The sequence below is a fragment of the Micromonospora sp. NPDC049151 genome, from assembly GCF_040648395.1.
In the GTDB taxonomy this organism is placed as follows: Bacteria; Actinomycetota; Actinomycetes; order Mycobacteriales; family Micromonosporaceae; genus Micromonospora.
In genome coordinates this window covers 120200-139972 of sequence record NZ_JBEZDP010000007.1, presented here as the reverse complement: position 1 = coordinate 139972, position 19773 = coordinate 120200, and the positions used below count along the sequence as shown (strand labels likewise).

Here is a 19773-nt window from a genome sequence, read left to right as displayed (position 1 = left end):
TTGTCTCTCATGGTGGTCACAGCCCTTCGGCCAGCGGGCCGAGCGCGAGTGCGGGAAGGAAGGTGAGCGCGACGAGGACCACAGTGACGCCGACGACCATGCCGACGAACAACGGCCGGTGGGTCGGCAGGGTGCCCTCGGAGGCGGGTGTGGGCTGCTGGCGGGCCAGCGAGCCGGCGAGCGCGAGCACGAAGATGATCGGCAGGAACCGGCCGAGCAGCATGCACAGCCCGAGCGCGGTGTTCCACCACTGCGTGTTCACTGTGATGCCGGCGAACGCGGAGCCGTTGTTGTTGCTCGCCGAGGTGAACGCGTAGAGCACTTCGGACAGCCCGTGCGGCCCGACGTTGAGCGCTGTCGAGGCGTTGCCGGTGGCGAACGCGGCGGCGGTGCCGCAGAGCACCAGCGCCGGGGTGATCAGGAAGTACACCGAGGCGAACTTGATCTCGCGTGAGCCGATCTTCTTGCCCAGGTATTCCGGCGTGCGCCCGACCATCAGGCCGGCCACGAACACCGTGATCACCGCGAGGATCAGGAGCCCGTACAGGCCCGCGCCGACACCGCCGGGGGCGACCTCGCCGAGCATCATGTTCCCGAGCGTCATCATGCCGCCCAACGCGGTGTACGAGTCGTGGAACGAGTTGACGGCGCCGGTCGAGGTGAGCGTGGTGGCCGCCGCGAACGTGGCCGAGTTCGACACGTCGAAGCGCACCTCCTTGCCCTCCAGCGCCGCGCCGACCGCCTGCGGCACCGTGCCGTGGCCGGTCAGCTCGAAGACGTTCGTGAGGGCGATGCTGGCGAGCGCCAGGATCGCCATGACGGCGACGATCGCGTACCCCTGCCGCTTCTGCCCGACCATCCGGCCGAAGACCCGGGGCAGGCTGAACGGGATCACCAGGATCAGGAAGATCTCCAGCCAGTTCGTCCACGCGGTCGGGTTCTCGAACGGATGGGCGCTGTTGGCGTTGTAGAAGCCGCCGCCGTTGGTGCCCAGCTCCTTGATGACCTCCTGGCTCGCCACCGGCCCGCCGGTGATCGTCTGCGCGCCGCCGGTCAGCGTGGTGACGTCGGTGCCGCCGGAGAGGTTCTGCACCACGCCGCCGAGCATCAGCGCGAGCGCGCCGAGCACCGCGATCGGCAGCAGGATCCGCAGCGTGACCCGGGTCAGGTCGACCCAGAAGTTGCCCAGCTCGCCGGTGCGGCCGCGGGCGAAGCCCCGGACCAGCGCTACCGCCACGGCGATGCCGACGGCGGCCGAGACGAAGTTCTGCACCGCCAGACCGGCCATCTGCACCAGGTGGCCCATCGTCGACTCACCCGAGTACCACTGCCAGTTCGTGTTCGTCACGAACGACACGGCGGTGTTCCAGGCGCCGTGCGGCACCACCGGGTCGAAGCCCAGCGAGAGCCACAGGTGGTTCTGCAGGCGCTGGAACGCGTACAGGAACAGCAGGGAGACGGCCGAGAAGGCCAGCACCGAGCGGGCGTACACGCCCCAGGTCTGCTCGGCGGCCGGGTTGACCCCGACCAGGCGGTAGATTCCCCGCTCCATCCGGGACGACCGGGTTCCGGCGACCACGCGGTACATGTGGTCGCCGAACGGCCGGTGCACGGCGACGAGCGCCACCACCAGCGACAGGACGAAGAGCACGCCGGCTGTCGTCGTGCTCATCAGAAGCGCTCCGGGAACAGCAGGGCGACGACCAGGAACACGCCCAGGCCGACCGCCAGCACCAGGCCGACGGCGTTGACGGCGCTCACAGCTTCTCCACGCCCCTCACCACGAGGGCGAGCGCCGCGAACAGCCCCACCGTCAGCATCACGAACAGCACGTCAGACACGGCTGATCTCTCCTAGCGGAAGATGTCCTCGCGACCGCCTCCCGGCCGCGCCGGCCAATCACAACGCCAGGTCCTGCGGTACGGACAGGGGCTTTGACGGGACCATCACGCGCGAGCGCGGTTTCTTGACGCGCTTTTCACGCCGCCTCCGGAGCCGGTGATCCCGGCCACCGGGTCGGACGCGGCGGCGATCCCCCGGAGGTGGCGGAACCCGGCGAGCGGTGAGGCGTGAGTCAGCGGGCGGCGGCGCGGGAGACGAGCGCCTCGGCCACCTCGCGCAGCTTGCGGTTGGAGTCCTGGGAGAGCTTGGCCAGCAGCGTGAACGCCTCCTCGGCCGTGCAGCGCCGCTGGCCCATGATGATGCCCTTCGCCTGCTCGATCACGGCCCGGCTGCGCATCGCCTCCCGCATCTGCCGCGCCAGCGTCGCGGTGCTGTCGTAGAGGTGGGCGTTGGCGAGCGCGACCGCCGCGTACGCGGCGAACTCCTCCGCCAGCTCGATCGACGCCTTGTCGAAGGCGTGCGGGACGCTGCCGTGGATGTTCAGCGCCCCGGTGACCGCCTCCTGGATCGGCAGCCCGATCGACAGCGAGCTCCACACCCCCGCCGCGCGGGCCCGTGCGGCCCAGCCCGGCCAGCGCGGCTCGTCGGCCAGGTCGGGCAGGCAGAGGCTCACCGCGCTGACCGAGGCGTCCAGGCAGGGGCCGTCGTCGTGCGCGTACTGCCACTCGTCGAGGCTGCGGGCCAGGTCGCTGGTGTAGGCGATGGCCCGGTTCGCGCCGGCCTGCACCAGGGAGACGGAGACCTCGGCGCTGCCCGGGACCGCCCGGTTCGCCAAGTCGGCGACGCGCGCCAGGACGTCGTCGAGTGCCACCTCGTCGAGCCGGATCCGGCTCAGCTCCGCGAGCGCTTCACCGGGGTCGATACGGGGGGCTTCCATGCGGGGATCCTCTCCTGGCGGAGATCGTCGGCATCGGTCCGTTCCGCTGACGGTACCCGGGACGGCCGGATCGGAACGCGTCCCACGCTGCGTGCTCCACCCGGCCGACGTATGTTGGTAACGGGTCAAGACATGTGCCCTCCCGCTCGCCGCGCGTCTCGCCGGGGGCGTCCTCGAAACGCCGAGGTCGGAGGTGACATGTCGGGCGAACGGCCGGTCTTCGGCTGTCATCAGGTTCCCACGGCGTCCGGAGCGTTCCGGCCGGACGAGCCGATCATGTGGCTGAGCTGCGACATAGGGGCGGACGTGACCCGGATCGCGGTGGCCGGCGAGGTGGACCTCAGCAACGCGCACCTGCTCACCGAACTCGTGCGGACCGCCGTCGCGGCGTCCGCCCCGCTCGTGGTGATCGATCTGTCGGAGGTCACCTTCTTCGGCGCGTACGGCATCAGCGCGCTGGTGCTGGCGCGGCGGGTGCTCACCGAAAACGGCCGGCGGCTGGTCCTGTACCGGCCCTCCCCGGTGGCCCGTCGCGTCCTCGCCGTCACCGGCACGCTCGCCGCGTTCGAGGTCGTCGATCGACCGGCGCTACCGGCCGCCGGCGATCGGTCGGCACGTCCCGTCGTACCCACCCGCTCCGGGTCGTAGAGTTGTCCGGGTAGCCGACGTCCCGTCCGGGGCGTCACCAACGTGCGTCAAGAAGCGGCGCCGGTCCCGATCCATGCCGGAATCGGGGCGCTGGCCCGTCACCACGGGCCGATCCCCGCCGCTTCCCACAAGGACGTCACCGCTCATGCCGCAGGCCCACCCCGACCTCGCCGCTGCCTTGATCAGACTCGGTCGGATCAAGTACGACGAAGTCGACCTCGACGTGGTGTTGTCGACCATCGCCCAGGTCGCGAAGGACACCCTGCCCGGTACCGCCGAAGTCTCGGTCACCCTGGTGCAGGGCACGGAGGCGCACACCGCCGCGTACACCGGTGAGCTGGCGCTGACCCTCGACGAGTGGCAGTACGCGCAGGGCCGCGGCCCGTGCCTGGACGCGGCCACCACCGGCGCGGCGATGCTGGTGCCGGACATGGCGGCGGAGAGCCGCTGGCCGGAGTGGGCGGCCCGGGCGCACGAGGCGGGCGCGGCCAGCTCGCTGTCGATCGGCCTGCCCATCCAGGAGGCGATGGTCGGCGCGCTCAACATCTACGGCGCGTCCCCCGGCGTCCTGGACCAGCAGGTCGATCTCGCGCAGACGCTGGCCGGGTACGCCGCCATCGCGCTCGCGAACGTCCACCTCTACGAGAGCACGGCGACGCTGGCGCAGCAGATGCAGGAGGCGATGCAGAGCCGGGCCGTGATCGAGCAGGCGAAGGGCATCATCATGGGGCAGCGGCGCTGCTCGGCCGACGAGGCGTTCGCCATCCTGGCCCGGGTGTCGCAGGACTCCAACCGCAAGCTGCGGGAGGTCGCCGAGTCACTCGTCGACCGCGCCGTGCACGGCCCTCGTGACTGAGCGTGCGGTCAGCGCGGCATCGCCCGCCAGCCGGAACCGCTCGCACGCCACGCGCCGGCGAGGATGCTCGCCGAGCCGCGGCTCGGGCACTGCTGGATCTTGGATCGGCCGGATGCCCCACCGATCTGCGCCTGGACCTGCCACTGGCTTCCGTCAGTGCGGATGTAGACGTCACGCCGTCCGCGAGGGTTGCTGACGCCGTTCCACCAGTGTTCCTCGACCACCATGCCGTGACCGTACCCCAGGAGACCTGCAACGGCCCAGACGCAAATCGGTTGCCGCTGCCCGCCGTACGGCGGCACGCTGCCCGGATGACCTCACCGGACCTGCCGCGCCAGTTCACCATTCGCGAGGGCGACCTGCGCGTCCTCAACCCGTTCGACGAGGTCAAGCTGGCCACGCTGGGCCGCGCGATCCGGCTGCGGCCCGGCGACGACCTGCTCGACCTGTGCAGCGGGAAGGGTGAACTGCTCTGCACGTGGGCCCGCGACCACGGGATCACCGGCACCGGGGTCGACATCAGCACCGTCTTCACCGCCGCCGCCCGGGAACGCGCCGCCGAACTGGGCGTGGCCGACCGGGTACGTTTCGTGCACGGCGACGCCGGGGCGTACACCCCGGAGCGGCAGGTCGACGTGGCCGCCTGCGTCGGCGCGACCTGGATCGGCGGCGGCGTGCCGGGCACGCTGGAGCTGCTCGGCCGCGCGTTGCGGCCCGGCGGCATGGCGCTCGTCGGCGAGCCCTACTGGCGGCGCGACCCGCCGGACGACGAGACGGTCACCGGCTCGCACGCCCGGTCCCGCGACGAGTTCCGCGACCTGCCCGGCCTGGTCGAGTCGTTCGGCGAGTGCGGCTGGGACCTGGTCGAGATGGTCCTCGCCGACCAGGACAGCTGGGACCGGTACGCCGCCGCGCACTGGCTGAACCTGCGCCGCTGGCTGGACGCCAACCCGGACGACGAACTGGCCCCGGAACTGCGGCGGGAGCTGACCGACGACCCGCTGCGCTACGTCCGCTTCCAGCGTGAACACATGGGGTGGGGCGTCTTCGCGCTTCTGCGGCGCTGACCTGCTTAACGAACGGCTACGCAGGGTAAAGCCAGATCATGGGACAGTTGCGCACCTCGCCGCCGCCGCCACAGGCCACTGAGCTGGAGCAGTGGGTGCTCGACAGTCCCGAGGATCTCCGTGAGCTGCGCGCCTCGCTGCGCGACGCGCTGAACCGGCACGGGCTGGTGCAGGGCGAGCACCTGGACGAGGTGCCGCATCTGGTGGTGCTCGTCGCCACCGAGCTGGCCAGCAACGCGCTGCGGCACGGCCGCCCGCCCACCATCGTCACGTTGCTCGCCACCGACGACCGGTTCCTGCTCGACGTGGCCGACCACGACGTGAGCTCGGTGCCGGAGCTGACCGACATCAGTCCGACGGACTCGGGCGGGCGGGGCCTGTTCCTGGCCCAGTCGGTCTCGCTCGACGTGGGCTGGTACGGCACCGACAAGACCAAGAACATCTGGGCCTCGTTCTCCCGGTGACGGCCCGGCCGGCTCAGTGATCCCCGGCCGGGATCGGGTCGTCGTACTGGCCGGGCGGCCCGGCCAGCGGTTCGCCGCCCACCAGCGGCCACGCGTTCGGGGTGCAGCCGTGCAGGCCGAGCGTCTGCTGCACCATGACCGGCGCCGGTCCGCCGCCCCGGGGGCAGCGCTCGTGGCCGCGGCCCAGCCGGTGACCGACCTCGTGGTTGAGCAGGTAGTGCCGGTAGAGGTCGAGATCGGTCACGTGCGGCACCCCGTACACCCAGCGGGCCACGTTGATCACGACCTGGTCGCCGTTGCGGCAGGACGTGTAGCGGTCGCTCGGGTCGTCGCAGAGCCGCCCCCGGGTCACCGGCGTGGTGAGCAGCACAGTGAAGTCGGCCGCGTCGTCGCGGCCCACCCGTTGCAGCCGCCACCGGCCGTCGCCGGTCCAGCCCCGGCGGTCGGCGAGGGTGGCCGCGACGTCCCGGGCGAAGCGTTCCACGTCCACGTTCCGGATGCCGTCCTCGACAGCGACCCGGTAACGCAGCAGCTCACCGGAGCGCCCGGCGATCGCGCCGGCCGTGCCTGCGGTGCGGAACGTGCCCGCGCCCCGGGCCGGGTAGACGATGGCGGGGGCCACCCGGCCGGCCGCCGGGACCGGCGCGACAGTCGGCGAGCGGCGGGCGTCCGGCGCGGGCGCGCTCGCCGCCGCCGACACGGTCGGCGCCTCGGTGCGGCCCAGCAGGTCCGGGTGCCGCGCGGCGTACCCGCCGGTGGCGAGCACGGCACCGACCAGGGCCACCGCCAGGATCCGCCCTGATCGCGACCTGCGCCGCCGGTGCAGCCCTCGCCCGTGCCCACCCACGTCGATCTCCATCCGTCGCGCCGCCCGCTCCGGGCAAGGGTACGGATGGCGGGCCCGGACGGTTGAACTGGTGGGCCGGGTACCGTCGGTGCCGGGGTGGGCGACCTGCCGCCTGTCGGAGTCCAGGGAGAGCCACCCGTGTCACCAGCCGAGCGACTGCTCGACGCCGCCGTCGCGACCACGCGCGGCACCGACGTACGCGCTGCCGAGCGAGCCCTCGACGGGCTCGTGGTGGCCGACGGCGCGGCGGTGGACGCGGCGCTGCTCGCCCGGCTGACGCGGGACGTCGGCCGGCTCTGGCCGCGTGGCTGGCAGCCCGCCGACCTGGACCGGCTCGCCATCCGGCGGCTCACCCCACGCGGCGCCCGGCTGCTGCGCGACGCGATGGCCGCGCAGCGGCGCACACTGCCCGCCCCGGTACCGGCCTGGTTCGACGAGCAGCTCGCCGAGACCGGCGCCCGCTGGGACGACGACGCGGGCTGGCTGGACCGGCGCGCCGACGGTGACCGGATCACCGCGCTGCGGGACGCGGTCGACGCGGTCGTGCTGGTGGCGGGTCTGCCGCCGATCGCGGCGCTCCGGCCGCCACCCGGCTCGGCCGGCACCGCACTCGCCGCCGCGACACCGAGCGGTTCCCGGATGCTCGACCGGGTACGCGCGCTGCTCGCCAAGGCCGAGTCGACCGGCTACCCGGCCGAGGCGGAGGCGTTCACCGCCAAGGCGCAGGAGCTGATGGCCCGGCACAGCATCGACGCGGCGCTGCTCGACGCCGGGGCCGAGCGGTCCGGCGCCCCGGGCGGGGTGCGGATCGGCGTCGACGCCCCGTACGCGGCCGCGAAGGCGCTGCTCATCCAGGAGGTGGCGGCGGCGAACCGGTGCGAGTCGGTCTGGTCCGACGACCTGGGTTTCGCCACAGTGCTCGGCTTCCCGGCCGACCTGGCGGCGGTCGAGCTGCTGCACACCTCGCTGCTCGTGCAGGCCACCGCCGCGATGCTGCGCGGCCGGGGCGAACGCGGCCGGGCCGGCGGGCGGCGCACCAAGGGTTACGACGAGTCGTTCCTCAACGCGTTCGCGCTGCGCATCGGCGACCGGCTGCGGGAGGCGAGCGCGGCGGCGGCGGACGAACTCGACGACGACCGGCTGCTGCCGGTGCTCGCGGCCCGCTCGGACGCCGTCCGGGAGCGGGTCGACCAGCTCTTTCCCGGCACCACCCGGCACCGGCTCCAGGTGCGCGACGAGCAGGGCTGGGTCTCCGGCACCAGCGCGGCGGACCGCGCCTCGCTCGACCCCGACCGCCCGGCACGCCGTCCGCTGCGTGGCGGCCGCTGAACTTCTCCCGGGGGATGATGTCGGATCGGGCGGAGCGGCTCCGACCCGTCTGCGAGGCGCCACCGCCGGTGGCCCCCACCCGAGGAGTGCACAGTGAAGTACATGCTGCTGATCTGGAACCGGCCCGGCTTCGTGGAGGAGCTGACCGAGGCGGAACGCACCGCGATCTTCGGTGAGGTCGACGAGATCATGAAGGAGCTGACCGAGTCCGGCGAGCTGGTCGGCGGCGAGGCGCTGGCCCACCCCTCGCAGACCCGCACGGCCCGCCCGGCCGCCGGTGGCGTCGAGATCACCGACGGGCCGTTCATGGAGAGCAAGGAGCAGTTCGCCGGCTATCTGACCGTCGACTGCGAGACCCCGGAACGAGCCGCCGAGATCGCCGCGCGCTGGCCGGACGTACGGCACGGCTTCGGCGTGCTGGAGGTGCGCGCGGTGATGGATCAGGCAGGGACGGAGATGTGACGGCACCTGCGGTCGAGGACCTGCTGCGTACGCTCGCGCCGCAGGTCCTCGGCGTGCTCGTCCGCCGCCACGGCCAGTTCTACGCCTGTGAGGACGCCGTCCAGGAGGCGCTGCTCGCCGCCGCCGTGCAGTGGCCGGCACAGGGCCTGCCCGACCGTCCCCGCTCCTGGCTGGTCACCGTCGCCACGCGTCGGCTCACCGACGAGTGGCGCAGCGAGCACGCCCGCCGGGAACGCGAGGTGGCGGTGGCGGTGCGGCAGCCGGCGTACGCCACTGTCGCCCCACCCGCCGACGAGGACCCGCCGGGCGCCGACGACACGTTGCGGCTGCTGTTCCTCTGCTGTCATCCGGCGTTGCCGGTGAGCGGGCAGGTGGCGCTCACGCTGCGCGCCGTGGGTGGACTGAGCACCGCCGAGATCGCCCGCGCGTACCTGGTGCCGGAGGCGACGATGAGCCAGCGGATCCGCCGTGCGAAGCAGCGGATCGAGGCGGCCGGCGCCCGCTTCACGCTGCCGTCACCGGCCGACCGCGACGATCGGCTCGCCGCCGTGCTGCGCGTGCTCTACCTGATCTTCAACGAGGGTTACACCGCCTCCAGCGGCGAGGCGCTGCACCGGGCCGAGCTGACCGCCGAGGCGATCCGGCTGACCCGGGAGCTGCGCCGGCTGCTCCCGGACGACGGCGAGGTGGCCGGGTTGCTGGCACTGATGCTGCTCACCGACGCGCACCGGGCCGCCCGTACCGGGCCGGACGGCGAACTGGTGCCGCTGGCCGAGCAGGACCGCACCCGCTGGGACCGGGACGCCGTCGCGGAGGGGGTGGCGCTGGTGACCGAAGCGCTCACCTGGTCGGCGCCCGGCGCGTACCAGGTGCAGGCGGCGATCGCCGCTGTCCACGCGGAGGCGCCCACCGCCGGGGACACCGACTGGCGGCAGATCGTCGCGCTCTACCGGGTGCTGGCCCGGGTCGCGCCGAACCCGATGGTCACGCTCAACCAGGCGGTCGCGGTGGCCATGGTGGACGGGCCGCGTGCCGGGCTGGCGCTGCTGGCAACGCTCGACGCCGACGGCCGGACCTCGGGCCACCACCGGCTCACCGCCGTCCGCGCGCACCTGCTCGACATGGCCGGCGACCGCGCGGAGGCGCGGGCCGCCTACCTGGCCGCCGCGCGGGCCACCACGAGCCTGCCGGAGCGGCGTCATCTTGAGGTACGCGCGGCGCGCCTGGCCGACGACAGCGCAGTCCGGCCGGGCTGACCGGCGTCGATCAGAACAACCGTCCCCGGTACGGATGCGGCCGGCCCCACCGCTCCTCCCACTGGAGCAGTTCCGCCTGCCACCAGGGAAGATCCGGGCGATATTCGCGGATCAGGTCGGCGTGCTCCGGCCTGTCGACCAGGAAGCCCCAGTACCGCTCGACCGCATCGCGAACCTCCGGAACGGAATACTCGCCGTGCTGGGACTTGAGCACCTGGTTCTGGAACCTGATGCGACAGCCGTCCACCTGGACGTCGAAACCTTCGCTGTCCCACTCCTCGCCGGGAACCCCGCCGTTCGACGCGTCGTCGACCAGGGCCAACGCGGCAAGGCAGGCGTTGAAGGAGACCGAGATCTCGGTGATCAACCACGCTCCCAACGCCTCGTACCGTGCGTCGTCCGCGTGATAGAGCGGTAACCGGAACTCGTCGTCGGAGAACGCGAGCGGACTCACGGCAGCGGCCGAGCCGTCCCGACCCGCCTGCTCAGAACAACCGTCCCCGGTCCGGGTGCGGCCGGCCCCACTTCTCCTCCCAGCGCAGCAACGCCGCTTCCCAATGCGGCAGGTCGGGGTGGAACTCCCGCACCACGTGCGGATTGTCGGGGCTGTTGCGCAGGAACGCCCAGTACTGTTCCAGCGCCTCTCGGAACTCCGGGAGCGGGTACCGGCCGTGCTCGCTGTCGACCCACTGGTTGCTGATGGAGACGCCCCCCGGCTCGAAGGTCACCTCGTAGTTATCGCTGCTCCACTCCTCGAACGGCGGCCGGCCCTGAGCCACGTCCGCCAGCATGGCCAACGCGTCCAGGGCGACCAGGGCATGGGTGGAGATGTCGGTGGTGAGCCATGAGCCCAGCGCGTCGAAGCGCTTGTCGCCGGCCTGAAAGACCGGGAGTCCGAACTGATCGTATGCGAACCGCATGAAGCTCACGGGTGACCACCTCCTGCCGTCGGGAAGACAGGCCATCCGTGGGTGAACCCGCCGGACGAATTGTAGAAGCCTTCGATCGTTACCCCCTTGTACGTCCCGCGCCACTTGTTCGGGCCGGCCGGAACGGCATTCTGGAAGGCTGCGGGGATGGCGTTGTCGACCTGTGCCGGAGTCCAGTGGTCGGGGAAGAACGTGCTGACGCCGCCGTTGCCCGCCTTGGCCTTCCACCTTCCGTTCGGCGGGTCCAGTGTGGGGTCGAAGAACTCGGGTTCAGCGGTGTAGACGCCGGTGCGGGTGTCACGCTGGGTCGTGCCCGGCTTGATCCGCCGGTCGGGGAAGTCCTCACCGCCGGGCCGGTAGTGGTAGCCCGACCCCTTGGGCATGCCCGGCTTCACGTGGCCGCCGAACACGTGCTCGGTGAAGTGCGGATTCATCCGGTCGGGCCGGTTGCGCGTCTTGGTCCGCTTGAGAAAGCGCAACGCGGCGCGCATCAACCGGCCGCCTGCTTTACCGCCGCCCATGTCACCTCACCCGTCGACGAGTTTCCAGAGGGCTTCCTGGACGAGGTTGCCGACGATGGTCCGGGCCAGCGTATGGAAGATCGGGATCTCCAGCAGCGAGGCCCCGAAGGTGACCGCCGCGGTGGCGACGGCCTGCGCGATCTGCACGGCCAGGATGACCAGCTGCACGATGACGGCGACCTTGAGGGCGAGCACGATCGCGCCGCAGATGATCAGGCCGGTGCCGGTCAGCACGGCGGCGGTGACACCGTCGCGCAGGCTGTCGGCGGGGCTGTCCTCCTTGTTCCACCAGGTCTGGAACGCGGTGATGTCCTGGCCGATGTGCTGGGTCCAGACCGTGGCCGCCCCGGTGTTCGCCTCGCTCACCACCCCGGAGAGGGTGTCGGAGAACCGGATCCAGGCGTTGCCCATCTCGAAGAGCTTGGTCTCGTCCGCCTCGGGCCAGGTGTAGCCGAGAACGCCGAGCAGCGACCGCAACTCGCCGGGTAGCTCCATGCCCATGCTCAGCCTCCCAGCATCCGCCGCAGGCCGTCGAGGTTGCGGGTGATGGCCGCCTCGGTCTCGGCGTAGCTGACGGCCATCCGGCCGAGGTCGGCGCCGGCTGCGGCGATCTCGTTGAGCGCGCCGTCGAAGCACTCGAACGCGAACGCGGAGACCTCGTCGTGGGCGGCGCCGATGAGTGAGCCGATGTCGTCGGAACCCCAGGGGCGGCCGAAGCCGGCCAGCTCGGCCCGGAAGGCGGTGAGCGCCGCACCAAACCGGGTCGCGACCGAGTCCAGCGCCGACCCGGAGGCGCCCAGCCGCTCCGGATCGATCTCGACCGGCATCAGCGCCCGTCCTGGCGGGCGAGCCGGTCCTGTGCCTGCATCAGGGCATCGGTGAACATGCTGAACTGGCGCCCCGCGTCGGCCTGGATGCGGCGCAGTTGCTCACCGAGCGAACCCAGATCGACCTCGCCGGGAACGGTGGCGGCCTGCTCCCGCAGGTCGGCGAGAGCGGCGTTGACGGCCGCCTCGATCTCCTCGGCGAGTGCCTCGCTGGCCATCCGCATCACGCGGGGGTCGAGCGTCAGCCCGGTGACCTGCCCGGGTGGGCCGGCGGTGACCCGGATCAGGCCGTCGGCGGCCTCGCCCACGCCTTCCGGCGGCGCCACCTGCTCGCCCGCGGCGGTCTGCCGCTGGAGCGCGGCCATGGTTTCGGACAGCACCCGGCCGAAGCCGGACGGGTCGGCGGGATCGGCCATCCGCGACGCTCCTCCCATTCGAGGTCGCTTCGCATCCTATGCACCGGAGCCGACACCGGTGGTCCCGCCGGATCGATGTGGACGGTGGCCTCCGCCACTCTGGAACGTCACCGTCCGTACACAGCACTCCGGGCCGGCCCGTGGGCCGACCCGGTGATGTGTGTGCGTCGCGTACTCAGCTCTTGAAGGCGTCCTTGATCTTCTCGCCGGCCTGCTTGAGCTTGGCGCCAGCCTGGTCGTTGCGGCCCTCGGCCTCGAGGCGCTCGTTGTCGGTCGCCCGGCCGACGCCCTCCTTGACCTTGCCCGCGGCGTCCTGCGACGTGTTGTCGATCTTGTCGTCGAGACCCATGATGACCTCCACTGTTGCGGTTGCCTGACGACAACTGGTTACCCCGTCGCCGGTCCGCGTAATCCCCTCACCCGATCGGGCGAAAGCGCCGCAGCCGGAGGCTGTTGCCCACCACGAAGACCGACGAGAACGCCATCGCCGCCCCGGCGAGCATCGGGTTGAGCAGTCCGGCCGCCGCCAGCGGCAGCGCCGCGACGTTGTAGGCGAACGCCCAGAACAGGTTGCCCTTGATGATCGCCAGCGTCCGCCGGGAGAGCCGGATCGCGTCCGCGGCGGCCATCAGGTCGCCCCGGACCAGCGTCAGGTCGGCCGCCTCGATGGCCGCGTCGGTGCCGGTGCCCATGGCCAGGCCGAGGTCGGCCCGGGCCAGCGCGGCGGCGTCGTTCACCCCGTCGCCAACCATGGCGACCACCCGGCCCTCGCCCTGGAGCCGCTCGACCACCGCGACCTTGTCGGCGGGCAGCACCTCCGCGATCACCTCGTCGATGCCGACCTCGGCGGCCACCGCCTTCGCCACGGTGGTGTTGTCGCCGGTGAGCAGCACCGGCTTCAGGCCCAGCTCACGCAGGCGGGCGACGGCTGCCCGGCTGGTCGGCTTCACCGCGTCGGCCACCGCGAGCACGCCCCGGGCCCGCCCGTCCCAGCCGGCCAGGATCGCCGTCCGCCCGGCGGCCTCCGCGCCGGTCGCGGCCCGCACGACCTCCTCGGGTACGTCGAGACCCCGCTCCCGCAGCAGCCGCGCCCGGCCGACCACCACGGTCCGGCCGTCGACGGTGCCGGTCACGCCCAGCCCTTCGGCGTTGGCGAAACCCCCGACCGGCGGCAGCGGCCCGGCCTCGGCCGCGGCCTCGGCGACGGCCCGCGCGATCGGGTGCTCGGAGGCGGCCTCCAGCGCGCCGGCCACCCGGAGCAGTTCGGCGGCGTCCTCGCCGTCGGCGGGCAGCACCTCGGCCAGCGCCATCCGCCCGGTGGTCACGGTGCCGGTCTTGTCCAGCACCACGGTGTCGACCCGGCGGGTGGACTCCAGCACCTCCGGCCCCTTGATCAGCACCCCGAGCTGCGCGCCGCGCCCGGTGCCGACCAGCAGCGCGGTCGGGGTGGCCAGGCCGAGCGCGCACGGGCAGGCGATGATCAGCACGGCCACCGCGGCGGTGAACGCGGCGGTCGTACCGGAGCCGGTGCCGAGCCACCAGCCGAGCGTGCCGGCGGCCAGCGCGATCACGATCGGCACGAAGACGCCGGAGATCCGGTCGGCGAGCCGCTGCACCGCCGCCTTGCCGGTCTGTGCCTGCTCCACCAGCCGCGCCATCTGGGCGAGCTGGGTGTCCCCGCCGACCCGGGTGGCGCGCACCACCAGCCGGCCGCCGGCGTTCACCGTCGCGCCGACCACGGCGTCGCCCGGCCCCACCTCGACCGGCACCGACTCGCCGGTGAGCATGCTGGCGTCGACAGCCGACGTGCCCTCCTCGACCACACCGTCGGTGGCGACCTTCTCGCCGGGCCGGACCACGAACCGGTCCCCGACCGCGAGCTGCCCGACCGGGATCCGGGTCTCCTGCCCGCCGCGCAGCACCGCCACGTCCTTGGCGCCGAGTTCGAGCAGGGCGCGCAGCGCCGAGCCGGCGGTGCGCTTGGATCGGGCCTCGAAGTACCGGCCGGCCAGGATGAACACGGTCACCCCGGCGGCGGCCTCCAGGTAGATGTTGCCGGCGCCGCCGCCGCGGGTGATGTCGAAGCTGAACGGGTGCTTCATGCCGGGCATGCCGGCGTCGCCGAGGAACAGCGCCCAGAGCGACCAGCCGAACGCGGCCAGCGTGCCGAGCGAGACGAGCGTGTCCATGGTCGCCGCGCCGTGCCGCAGGTTGACCAGCGCGGCACGGTGGAACGGCAGCCCGCCCCAGACCACCACCGGGGCGGCCAGCGTGAGCGAGGCCCACTGCCAGTAGTCGAACTGCCAGGCCGGAACCATGGCGAGCACGATCACCGGCACGGTGAGCACGGCGGAGACCCAGAGCCGGGTACGCGCCGCGTGCAGCTCGTCCACCGGCTCCCCGGCCGCTGCCGCCTCCGCCTGCTCGGGCGGCGGCGGCACCACTGCGGTGTAGCCGGTCTTCTCGACCGTGGCGATCAGGTCGGCCGGCGCGATGTCGTCGGCGTACCGGACGGTGGCCTTCTCGGTGGCGTAGTTCACCGTCGCCTCGACGCCGTCCATCCGGTTGAGTTTCTTCTCGATCCGGGCGGCGCAGGACGCGCAGGTCATCCCGCCGATCGCCAGTTCGATCAGGTTCGGCGCGGTGGGCAGCGCCTTTCCCGTGGCAGTCATCGCGGCACCTCCGGCGCTCAACTGTGCCCGTGCCCCGGGGTGCCGTGTCCGGCGTCCGGGGTCGGTGCGGGGGTGGATGCCGGCGCGGCGGGCGCAGGCGCGGTCTGGTCGCCGGCCAGGACGGTGAACTCGGCGGTGTGCACCGCGTCGCCGTGCCGGAAGTCCAGGTAGAGACGGTACGCCCCGGCCGACGGCACCTCGGCGGCGAACGTGACCGCCGGGCCTGCGGGTGTGCGCCCGTCGCCGGGCGTGCCCTCCGGGTGCACGTGCAGGTACGCCAGGTCGCCCTGCCGCAGTGCCACCAGGTGCCCGTACGCGCCGAGGTAGGGCTGAAGATCGGTGACCGGCCGCCCGTCGCGGCTGACGGAGAGCGTGAGCCGGCTGGTCCGGCCCGGCTCCGGCGTGCCGGTCAGGGTGACCGTGTAGCCGTCGACAGTCGTGCTGGTCGCCGGTGCCGGCAGTGGCCGGGCGGCCAGCTCGCCGGGGACGGTGACGTCCAGGCCGAGGGTGAGCGGCTCCCCGCCGCCCGGGGTGAAGTCGGCGAACGCCCGCCAGACGCCGGGGCCGTCCACCGGCGAGGCGACGCGCCAGGTGCCGTCGCCGTCCATCTCCGGGTGGACGTGCCGGAAGCCGGAGAGGTCCCGCCGGGCGACGATCAGGTGCATGCGCTTGTCGTGGGCCACCTCGTAGCGGGTGACGGGTGCGCCGTCCGGGCCGGTGATCCGGAAGGCGAACTGCCCCGCCGGGGCGGCGGCGGGCTGGAAGGTGTAGCCGCGTTCGGAGACGAGCAGGCCGCCGGGCAGGTGCGCGGAAGCGCCGCCCGCCTGGCTCTCGTCGCCGTGGCCGGCGTCGCCGGCCCCGTGGTCGCTGTCGCTGTCGTCGTGGCGGGTCTCGGCGGCCGGGGCGACGGGATCGGCCAGGTTGCCGATCCCGTACGCCGCGCCGAACACCGCCACGAGGCCGAGGGCGAAGCCACTGAGCTTCGTCGCCGTGTTCATTGGTGTCTCCTCGGTTTCCGCGGGTCCGTCGGACCCGTCACGCACCGACGAGGTCGTAGCCGGCCTCGTCGACCGCCGCGCGGACCGCGTCCACGTCCAGCGGGTCCTGACTGGTGACGGTGACCCGGCCGCCGGCCAGGTCGACCTGGACGTCGGTGACGCCCGGAAGCGCGCTCAGCTCGGTGCTCACCGAGTTGACGCAGTGCCCGCAGGTCATGCCGCTCACCTGGTAGGTGCTCTCCATCTCGCCCTCCGATCTTATACCCCCCAGGGGTACGTTCGAGACGTTAGCATACCCCCGAGGGGTACGCTATCCTCGTTTCCATGACCGCGCCGTCCAGCCCGACCCGGGGCTACACCGCCAGCAAGGACCAACTCCTCGCCCGGCTCCGCCGGATCGAGGGTCAGGTCCGTGGCATCGAGAAGATGGTCGAGGACGACCGCTACTGCATCGACGTGCTCACCCAGATCTCGGCCATCCAGGCGGCGCTGGACAAGGTCGGCCTCGGCCTGCTCGACGGCCACGCCCGGCACTGCATGCACGAGGGCGCCGCCGAGGGCCGGGCCGACGAGATGGCGACCGAGATGATGGCCGCCGTCGGCCGCCTGATGAAGCGCGGCTGAGCGGGGACCTCCGGCCCCCGGAACCAGGCACATCGACCCGCGCCGACGCGTCGGGCCGGTCGTACCGTCGAAGTGGCGGGCAGGCCGACCCCGGCGGACCCGCGGCGACGGACGGAGGGCGGCCCGATGATGTGGCAGAGCCCGATGATGGGCTGGATGTGGATCTGGTCCCTGCTGGTGCTCGCGGTGCTGGCGGGGCTCGTCTGGGCGGCCGTGCGGTGGACCGGCCCCCAGTACCTGGGCCCGACGACGGCCCGGCGCATCCTGGACGAGCGGTACGCGCGCGGCGAGATCGACGAGGACGAGTACCGGCGACGCCGGGCCGGTCTGACCTGATCACGCGAGGCGAGCGTCACCGGTCCCGGTGAGGTCAGGCTGCCTACCATGGCCGGGCGACGACCCGGACGTGGTCGACACGTCCGCGCCGCCCGGGTGACCAGACCGGTCCGGCGGACCAGGCGTCGCCCCGACCGTTGGGAGACGCCATGGGTGCCGACCACACCCGCCCCGCACCCGCCGCGCCGCCGGGCGTACGCCGGCTGCTCGTCGCAGTGGTGGTGCCGCTGTTCGCACTCACCGTGATCGCGGCGCTGGTCCTCTGGCCCCGGCAGGACCGGGAGCCGGTGGGCGGCGCGGACGTCCCCCGCTACCACGGCACGGTGACCCGGGTGGTCACCGAGCCCTGCCCGCCGACCCCGGAGGCCCCGGACGGCGGGGGCGGCCCCTGCGGCACCGTGACGGTGACCGCCGAGCAGGGTCCGGACGCGGGCCGCCAGGTCGAGACGCCGATCCCGGCCGGGCCCGGCGCGCCCCGGGTCGCGGTCGGCGACGAGGTGGTCCTGGTCGAGCTGACCGACCCGGCCGACCCGGCGGTGAAGTCCTACAACATCGCCGAGCACCAGCGCGGCACACCGCTGATCTGGCTGATGGTGCTGTTCGCCGCCGCGATCGTGGCGTTCGGCCGCTGGCGCGGGCTGGCCGCGCTCGCCGGCCTGGCGGCCAGCTTCGCCATCCTGCTCGGCTTCGTGCTGCCGGGCATCGGCGCCGGCCAGCCCCCGCTGCTGGTGGCGATCGTCGGCGCCGCGTTGATCATGTTCGTGGTGCTCTACCTGACCCACGGGATCACCGCGCAGACGTCGGTGGCGGTGCTCGGCACGCTGGGCAGCCTGGTGATCACCGGCGTGCTCGGCCTGCTCGCCACGTCCGCCACCCACCTGACCGGCTTCGGCAGCGAGGACGCCACCACGCTGTCCATGTTCCAGGCCGACGTGGACCTGCACGGCCTGCTGCTGGCCGGCATCATCATCGGCTCGCTGGGCGTGCTGGACGACGTCACGGTCACCCAGGCGGCCACCGTCACCGAACTGGCGCACGCCAACCCCGGGCTGTCCCGGCGGCAGCTCTACCGCGCGGCGACCCGGGTCGGCCGGGCCCACATCGCGTCCACCGTCAACACCATCGTGCTGGCGTACGCGGGCGCCTCGCTGCCGCTGCTGCTCCTGCTGGTCGCCGACTCCCGCCCGGTCAGCGAGATCCTCACCAGCGAGTTCCTCGCCCAGGAGATCGTCCGCAGCGCGGTGGCCACGCTCGGCCTGATCGCCGCCGTACCGCTGACCACCGGCCTGGCCGCGATCGTGACCACCGCCGGGCGGCGCCCGCGCGGCGCGGAGCCGGCGCCGCCCGCGCCCCGGCCGCCGGCCGGACGGGACGACGCGCTGGAGGCGCTCGGCGGCGGAAGGAGTACGGAGGCCGCATGGTGAGACTCCGCAGCGTGACCATCGATTTCAAACGCGACGCTGGTCACGGTGCGCCACGGCGAAATCTCGCTATTGGTCGGCTTCCGGACGTAGATCCTCACGAGTGCTGTCGGGTAACCTCGCTGCCGGTCACCGCCGAAGGCGCGCACCGGCGCCAGCGGTGCCGCCGCCCAATCGCCCACGGGCGAGCCGGGGAACCAGGTACATGGGGTGAATCCGCGACAGCGGTAGGGGCCACTTCCGTCCCGAACCCGTCAGCTAACCCGGTCGGCGGCCGACGGAAGGGAACACTGTGACGGCACCCCTGCGCCGCTGGCTGACACCCGTGGTGGCCGTGCTGGCCTCACTGGCCGTGCTGGCCGGGCCGACGCCGGCGACCGCGGCCCCCGCCGCGGCGGCACCCGGCAACCCCTCGGGCCACGAGGAGGACGGCGAACCGCCGCTCATCACCGAGGCGATCGACTCCGCCAACCGGAACTTCCTCCAGGCCAAGGCGAAGCTCGCCAAGTCGCAGGACCGCCAGCGGCGGCTGGCGGCCGAGGTGAAGACGGCACAGGCCGAACTCGACGCGCTCAGCCCGCAGGTCAACCAGCTCGCCGCCCAGTCCTACCGGACCGGCCGGATGGGCGCGATGGCGATGCTGCTGGAGAGCAACTCCCCCGACTCGTTCGTCCGCCGGGTCAACGCCCTGGACGAGCTGAACCTCCTCAACGCGCAGCGCCTGGCCGCCATCAACGCGGTCAAGACCCGCGCCGAGCAGGCCAAGATCGCGATGGACGCCGAGGTCCGCGAGCAGGAGAAGCAGAAGAACGCGATGGAGCGCGAGAAGGTGCAGGCCGAGCGCGCGCTGAAGCTCGTCGGCGGCCTCGGCTTCACCGGCGGACTGGTCTCCGCCACCTCACCGGTCGCCAAGATCGCCCCCGGCCGCACCGCCGACGGCGGGTGGAAGGCCGAGTCGTGCAGCGAGGACGACCCGACCACCTCGGGCTGCGTCACGCCGCGCACGCTGCACGCGTACAAGGAGGTCCGGCGCGCGGGCTTCAAGCGCTTCGTGGGCTGCTACCGGTCCGGCGGGCCGTGGGAGCACCCCAAGGGCAAGGCGTGCGACTGGTCGCTGCAGAACAGCGGCTTCGCACCCTGGCACAACAACGACACCCGCAGGTACGGCAACGAGGTGGCCGCCTTCCTCATCCGCAACGCCGACCGGCTGGGCATCTACTACGTCATCTGGAACCGGCAGATCTGGTTCCCGGCCACCGGCTGGCGCTCCTACAGCGGGCCGTCGAACCACACCGACCACGTCCACATGTCGCTGCTCTGA

At 72.8% G+C, this 19773-nt stretch carries 26 protein-coding genes and 1 riboswitch; of the genes, 11 read left to right on the top strand and 15 right to left on the bottom strand.

What is annotated here, in order from left to right; all coding sequences use genetic code 11:
• Positions 1–16: 16 nt before the first annotated feature.
• The 3 genes from kdpA to AB0B20_RS11080 form a co-directional block, all read right to left on the bottom strand.
• Positions 17–1672, bottom strand: coding sequence for a potassium-transporting ATPase subunit KdpA (gene kdpA, locus AB0B20_RS11090; protein ID WP_357469931.1), 1656 nt, complete (start codon positions 1670–1672; stop codon positions 17–19).
• Complete coding sequence (gene kdpF / locus AB0B20_RS11085) at positions 1672–1761, bottom strand: K(+)-transporting ATPase subunit F (RefSeq protein WP_357323899.1); 90 nt, start codon at positions 1759–1761, stop codon at positions 1672–1674. Before kdpF ends, kdpA begins: the two co-directional genes overlap by 1 nt.
• 313 nt (positions 1762–2074) lie before the next feature.
• Positions 2075–2779 carry a GAF and ANTAR domain-containing protein gene (locus AB0B20_RS11080; protein ID WP_357383307.1) on the bottom strand — a complete coding sequence of 235 codons (705 nt, stop codon included), beginning with the start codon at positions 2777–2779 and terminating at the stop codon, positions 2075–2077.
• A gap of 198 nt (positions 2780–2977) precedes the next feature.
• On the opposite strand from AB0B20_RS11080, the gene AB0B20_RS11075 reads away from it, so the two are divergent.
• Together AB0B20_RS11075 and AB0B20_RS11070 are read left to right on the top strand one after the other, a co-directional pair.
• Entirely contained in the window at positions 2978–3427 is a 450-nt protein-coding gene (locus AB0B20_RS11075; protein WP_357383305.1) for an STAS domain-containing protein, read from the top strand.
• Between the two features lie 145 nt (positions 3428–3572).
• The gene (locus tag AB0B20_RS11070) at positions 3573–4283 is read left to right on the top strand and encodes a GAF and ANTAR domain-containing protein (RefSeq protein ID WP_357383303.1); all 711 of its coding nucleotides are present in this window, start codon (positions 3573–3575) and stop codon (positions 4281–4283) included.
• Positions 4284–4291: 8 nt separating this feature from the next.
• On the opposite strand, the gene AB0B20_RS11065 is transcribed toward AB0B20_RS11070, so the two are convergent.
• The gene (locus AB0B20_RS11065) at positions 4292–4510 is read right to left on the bottom strand and encodes a hypothetical protein (protein WP_026267975.1); all 219 of its coding nucleotides are present in this window, start codon (positions 4508–4510) and stop codon (positions 4292–4294) included.
• An 84-nt stretch (positions 4511–4594) separates the two neighbouring features.
• Between AB0B20_RS11065 and AB0B20_RS11060 the strand changes: the two genes are divergently transcribed.
• Together AB0B20_RS11060 and AB0B20_RS11055 are read left to right on the top strand one after the other, a co-directional pair.
• Positions 4595–5350 (top strand): class I SAM-dependent methyltransferase, encoded by a 756-nt coding sequence (locus AB0B20_RS11060; RefSeq protein ID WP_357383301.1) that lies wholly within the window; start codon positions 4595–4597, stop codon positions 5348–5350.
• A 38-nt stretch (positions 5351–5388) separates the two neighbouring features.
• On the top strand, positions 5389–5814 hold the full coding sequence (locus AB0B20_RS11055) for an ATP-binding protein (RefSeq protein ID WP_357383299.1): 426 nt from the start codon (positions 5389–5391) through the stop codon (positions 5812–5814).
• Positions 5815–5827: 13 nt separating this feature from the next.
• Here AB0B20_RS11055 and AB0B20_RS11050 read toward each other — a convergent pair whose 3' ends face one another.
• Positions 5828–6673: a DUF3152 domain-containing protein gene (locus AB0B20_RS11050; RefSeq protein WP_357383297.1), complete on the bottom strand. Its 846-nt coding sequence runs from the start codon at positions 6671–6673 to the stop codon at positions 5828–5830.
• A 126-nt stretch (positions 6674–6799) separates the two neighbouring features.
• Here AB0B20_RS11050 and AB0B20_RS11045 point away from each other — a divergent pair, with 126 nt between their 5' ends.
• The 3 genes from AB0B20_RS11045 to AB0B20_RS11035 all read left to right on the top strand — a co-directional run bounded on the left by AB0B20_RS11045 (position 6800) and on the right by AB0B20_RS11035 (position 9708).
• Complete coding sequence (locus tag AB0B20_RS11045) at positions 6800–7990, top strand: DUF2786 domain-containing protein (protein ID WP_357383295.1); 1191 nt, start codon at positions 6800–6802, stop codon at positions 7988–7990.
• 102 nt (positions 7991–8092) lie between these two features.
• On the top strand, positions 8093–8452 hold the full coding sequence (locus AB0B20_RS11040; protein WP_357383568.1) for a YciI family protein: 360 nt from the start codon (positions 8093–8095) through the stop codon (positions 8450–8452).
• Complete coding sequence (locus AB0B20_RS11035; RefSeq protein WP_357469928.1) at positions 8449–9708, top strand: sigma-70 family RNA polymerase sigma factor; 1260 nt, start codon at positions 8449–8451, stop codon at positions 9706–9708. The genes AB0B20_RS11040 and AB0B20_RS11035 overlap by 4 nt, the downstream gene beginning before the upstream one ends.
• A 10-nt stretch (positions 9709–9718) precedes the next feature.
• Here the strand turns inward: AB0B20_RS11035 and AB0B20_RS11030 are convergent, their stop codons facing one another.
• The 10 genes from AB0B20_RS11030 to AB0B20_RS10985 all read right to left on the bottom strand — a co-directional run bounded on the left by AB0B20_RS11030 (position 9719) and on the right by AB0B20_RS10985 (position 16315).
• The gene (locus tag AB0B20_RS11030) at positions 9719–10162 is read right to left on the bottom strand and encodes a hypothetical protein (protein WP_357469926.1); all 444 of its coding nucleotides are present in this window, start codon (positions 10160–10162) and stop codon (positions 9719–9721) included.
• Positions 10163–10193: 31 nt separating this feature from the next.
• Positions 10194–10628, bottom strand: coding sequence for a hypothetical protein (locus AB0B20_RS11025; RefSeq protein ID WP_357383566.1), 435 nt, complete (start codon positions 10626–10628; stop codon positions 10194–10196).
• A gap of 5 nt (positions 10629–10633) precedes the next feature.
• On the bottom strand, positions 10634–11158 hold the full coding sequence (locus tag AB0B20_RS11020) for an EndoU domain-containing protein (RefSeq protein ID WP_357383289.1): 525 nt from the start codon (positions 11156–11158) through the stop codon (positions 10634–10636).
• Between the two features lie 6 nt (positions 11159–11164).
• Positions 11165–11659, bottom strand: a complete 495-nt coding sequence (locus AB0B20_RS11015) for a hypothetical protein (RefSeq protein ID WP_357383287.1) — start codon at positions 11657–11659, stop codon at positions 11165–11167.
• Between the two features lie 2 nt (positions 11660–11661).
• Positions 11662–11985, bottom strand: coding sequence for a hypothetical protein (locus AB0B20_RS11010; protein WP_357383285.1), 324 nt, complete (start codon positions 11983–11985; stop codon positions 11662–11664).
• Positions 11985–12401 (bottom strand): YbaB/EbfC family nucleoid-associated protein, encoded by a 417-nt coding sequence (locus AB0B20_RS11005; protein WP_357469923.1) that lies wholly within the window; start codon positions 12399–12401, stop codon positions 11985–11987. Before AB0B20_RS11005 ends, AB0B20_RS11010 begins: the two co-directional genes overlap by 1 nt.
• Before the next feature lie 175 nt (positions 12402–12576).
• Positions 12577–12750, bottom strand: coding sequence for a CsbD family protein (locus AB0B20_RS11000; protein WP_116511121.1), 174 nt, complete (start codon positions 12748–12750; stop codon positions 12577–12579).
• A gap of 67 nt (positions 12751–12817) precedes the next feature.
• Positions 12818–15073: a heavy metal translocating P-type ATPase gene (locus tag AB0B20_RS10995; protein WP_357469920.1), complete on the bottom strand. Its 2256-nt coding sequence runs from the start codon at positions 15071–15073 to the stop codon at positions 12818–12820.
• Between the two features lie 17 nt (positions 15074–15090).
• Entirely contained in the window at positions 15091–16071 is a 981-nt protein-coding gene (locus AB0B20_RS10990; RefSeq protein ID WP_357469917.1) for a hypothetical protein, read from the bottom strand.
• Between the two features lie 37 nt (positions 16072–16108).
• Positions 16109–16315, bottom strand: a complete 207-nt coding sequence (locus tag AB0B20_RS10985) for a heavy-metal-associated domain-containing protein (RefSeq protein WP_357383276.1) — start codon at positions 16313–16315, stop codon at positions 16109–16111.
• 80 nt (positions 16316–16395) lie between these two features.
• Between AB0B20_RS10985 and AB0B20_RS10980 the strand changes: the two genes are divergently transcribed.
• From AB0B20_RS10980 to AB0B20_RS10965, 4 genes are all read left to right on the top strand, one after another.
• Positions 16396–16695: a metal-sensitive transcriptional regulator gene (locus AB0B20_RS10980; RefSeq protein ID WP_013283780.1), complete on the top strand. Its 300-nt coding sequence runs from the start codon at positions 16396–16398 to the stop codon at positions 16693–16695.
• Between the two features lie 126 nt (positions 16696–16821).
• A complete protein-coding gene (locus AB0B20_RS10975) occupies positions 16822–17031 on the top strand; it encodes an SHOCT domain-containing protein (protein WP_210895789.1) in 210 nt (69 codons plus the stop codon).
• A 149-nt stretch (positions 17032–17180) separates the two neighbouring features.
• Positions 17181–18455 carry a YibE/F family protein gene (locus AB0B20_RS10970; RefSeq protein WP_357383273.1) on the top strand — a complete coding sequence of 425 codons (1275 nt, stop codon included), beginning with the start codon at positions 17181–17183 and terminating at the stop codon, positions 18453–18455.
• Positions 18456–18609: 154 nt separating this feature from the next.
• Positions 18610–18741, top strand: a riboswitch (cyclic di-AMP (ydaO/yuaA leader).
• Positions 18742–18744: 3 nt separating this feature from the next.
• Positions 18745–19773, top strand: coding sequence for a hypothetical protein (locus AB0B20_RS10965; protein WP_357383271.1), 1029 nt, complete (start codon positions 18745–18747; stop codon positions 19771–19773).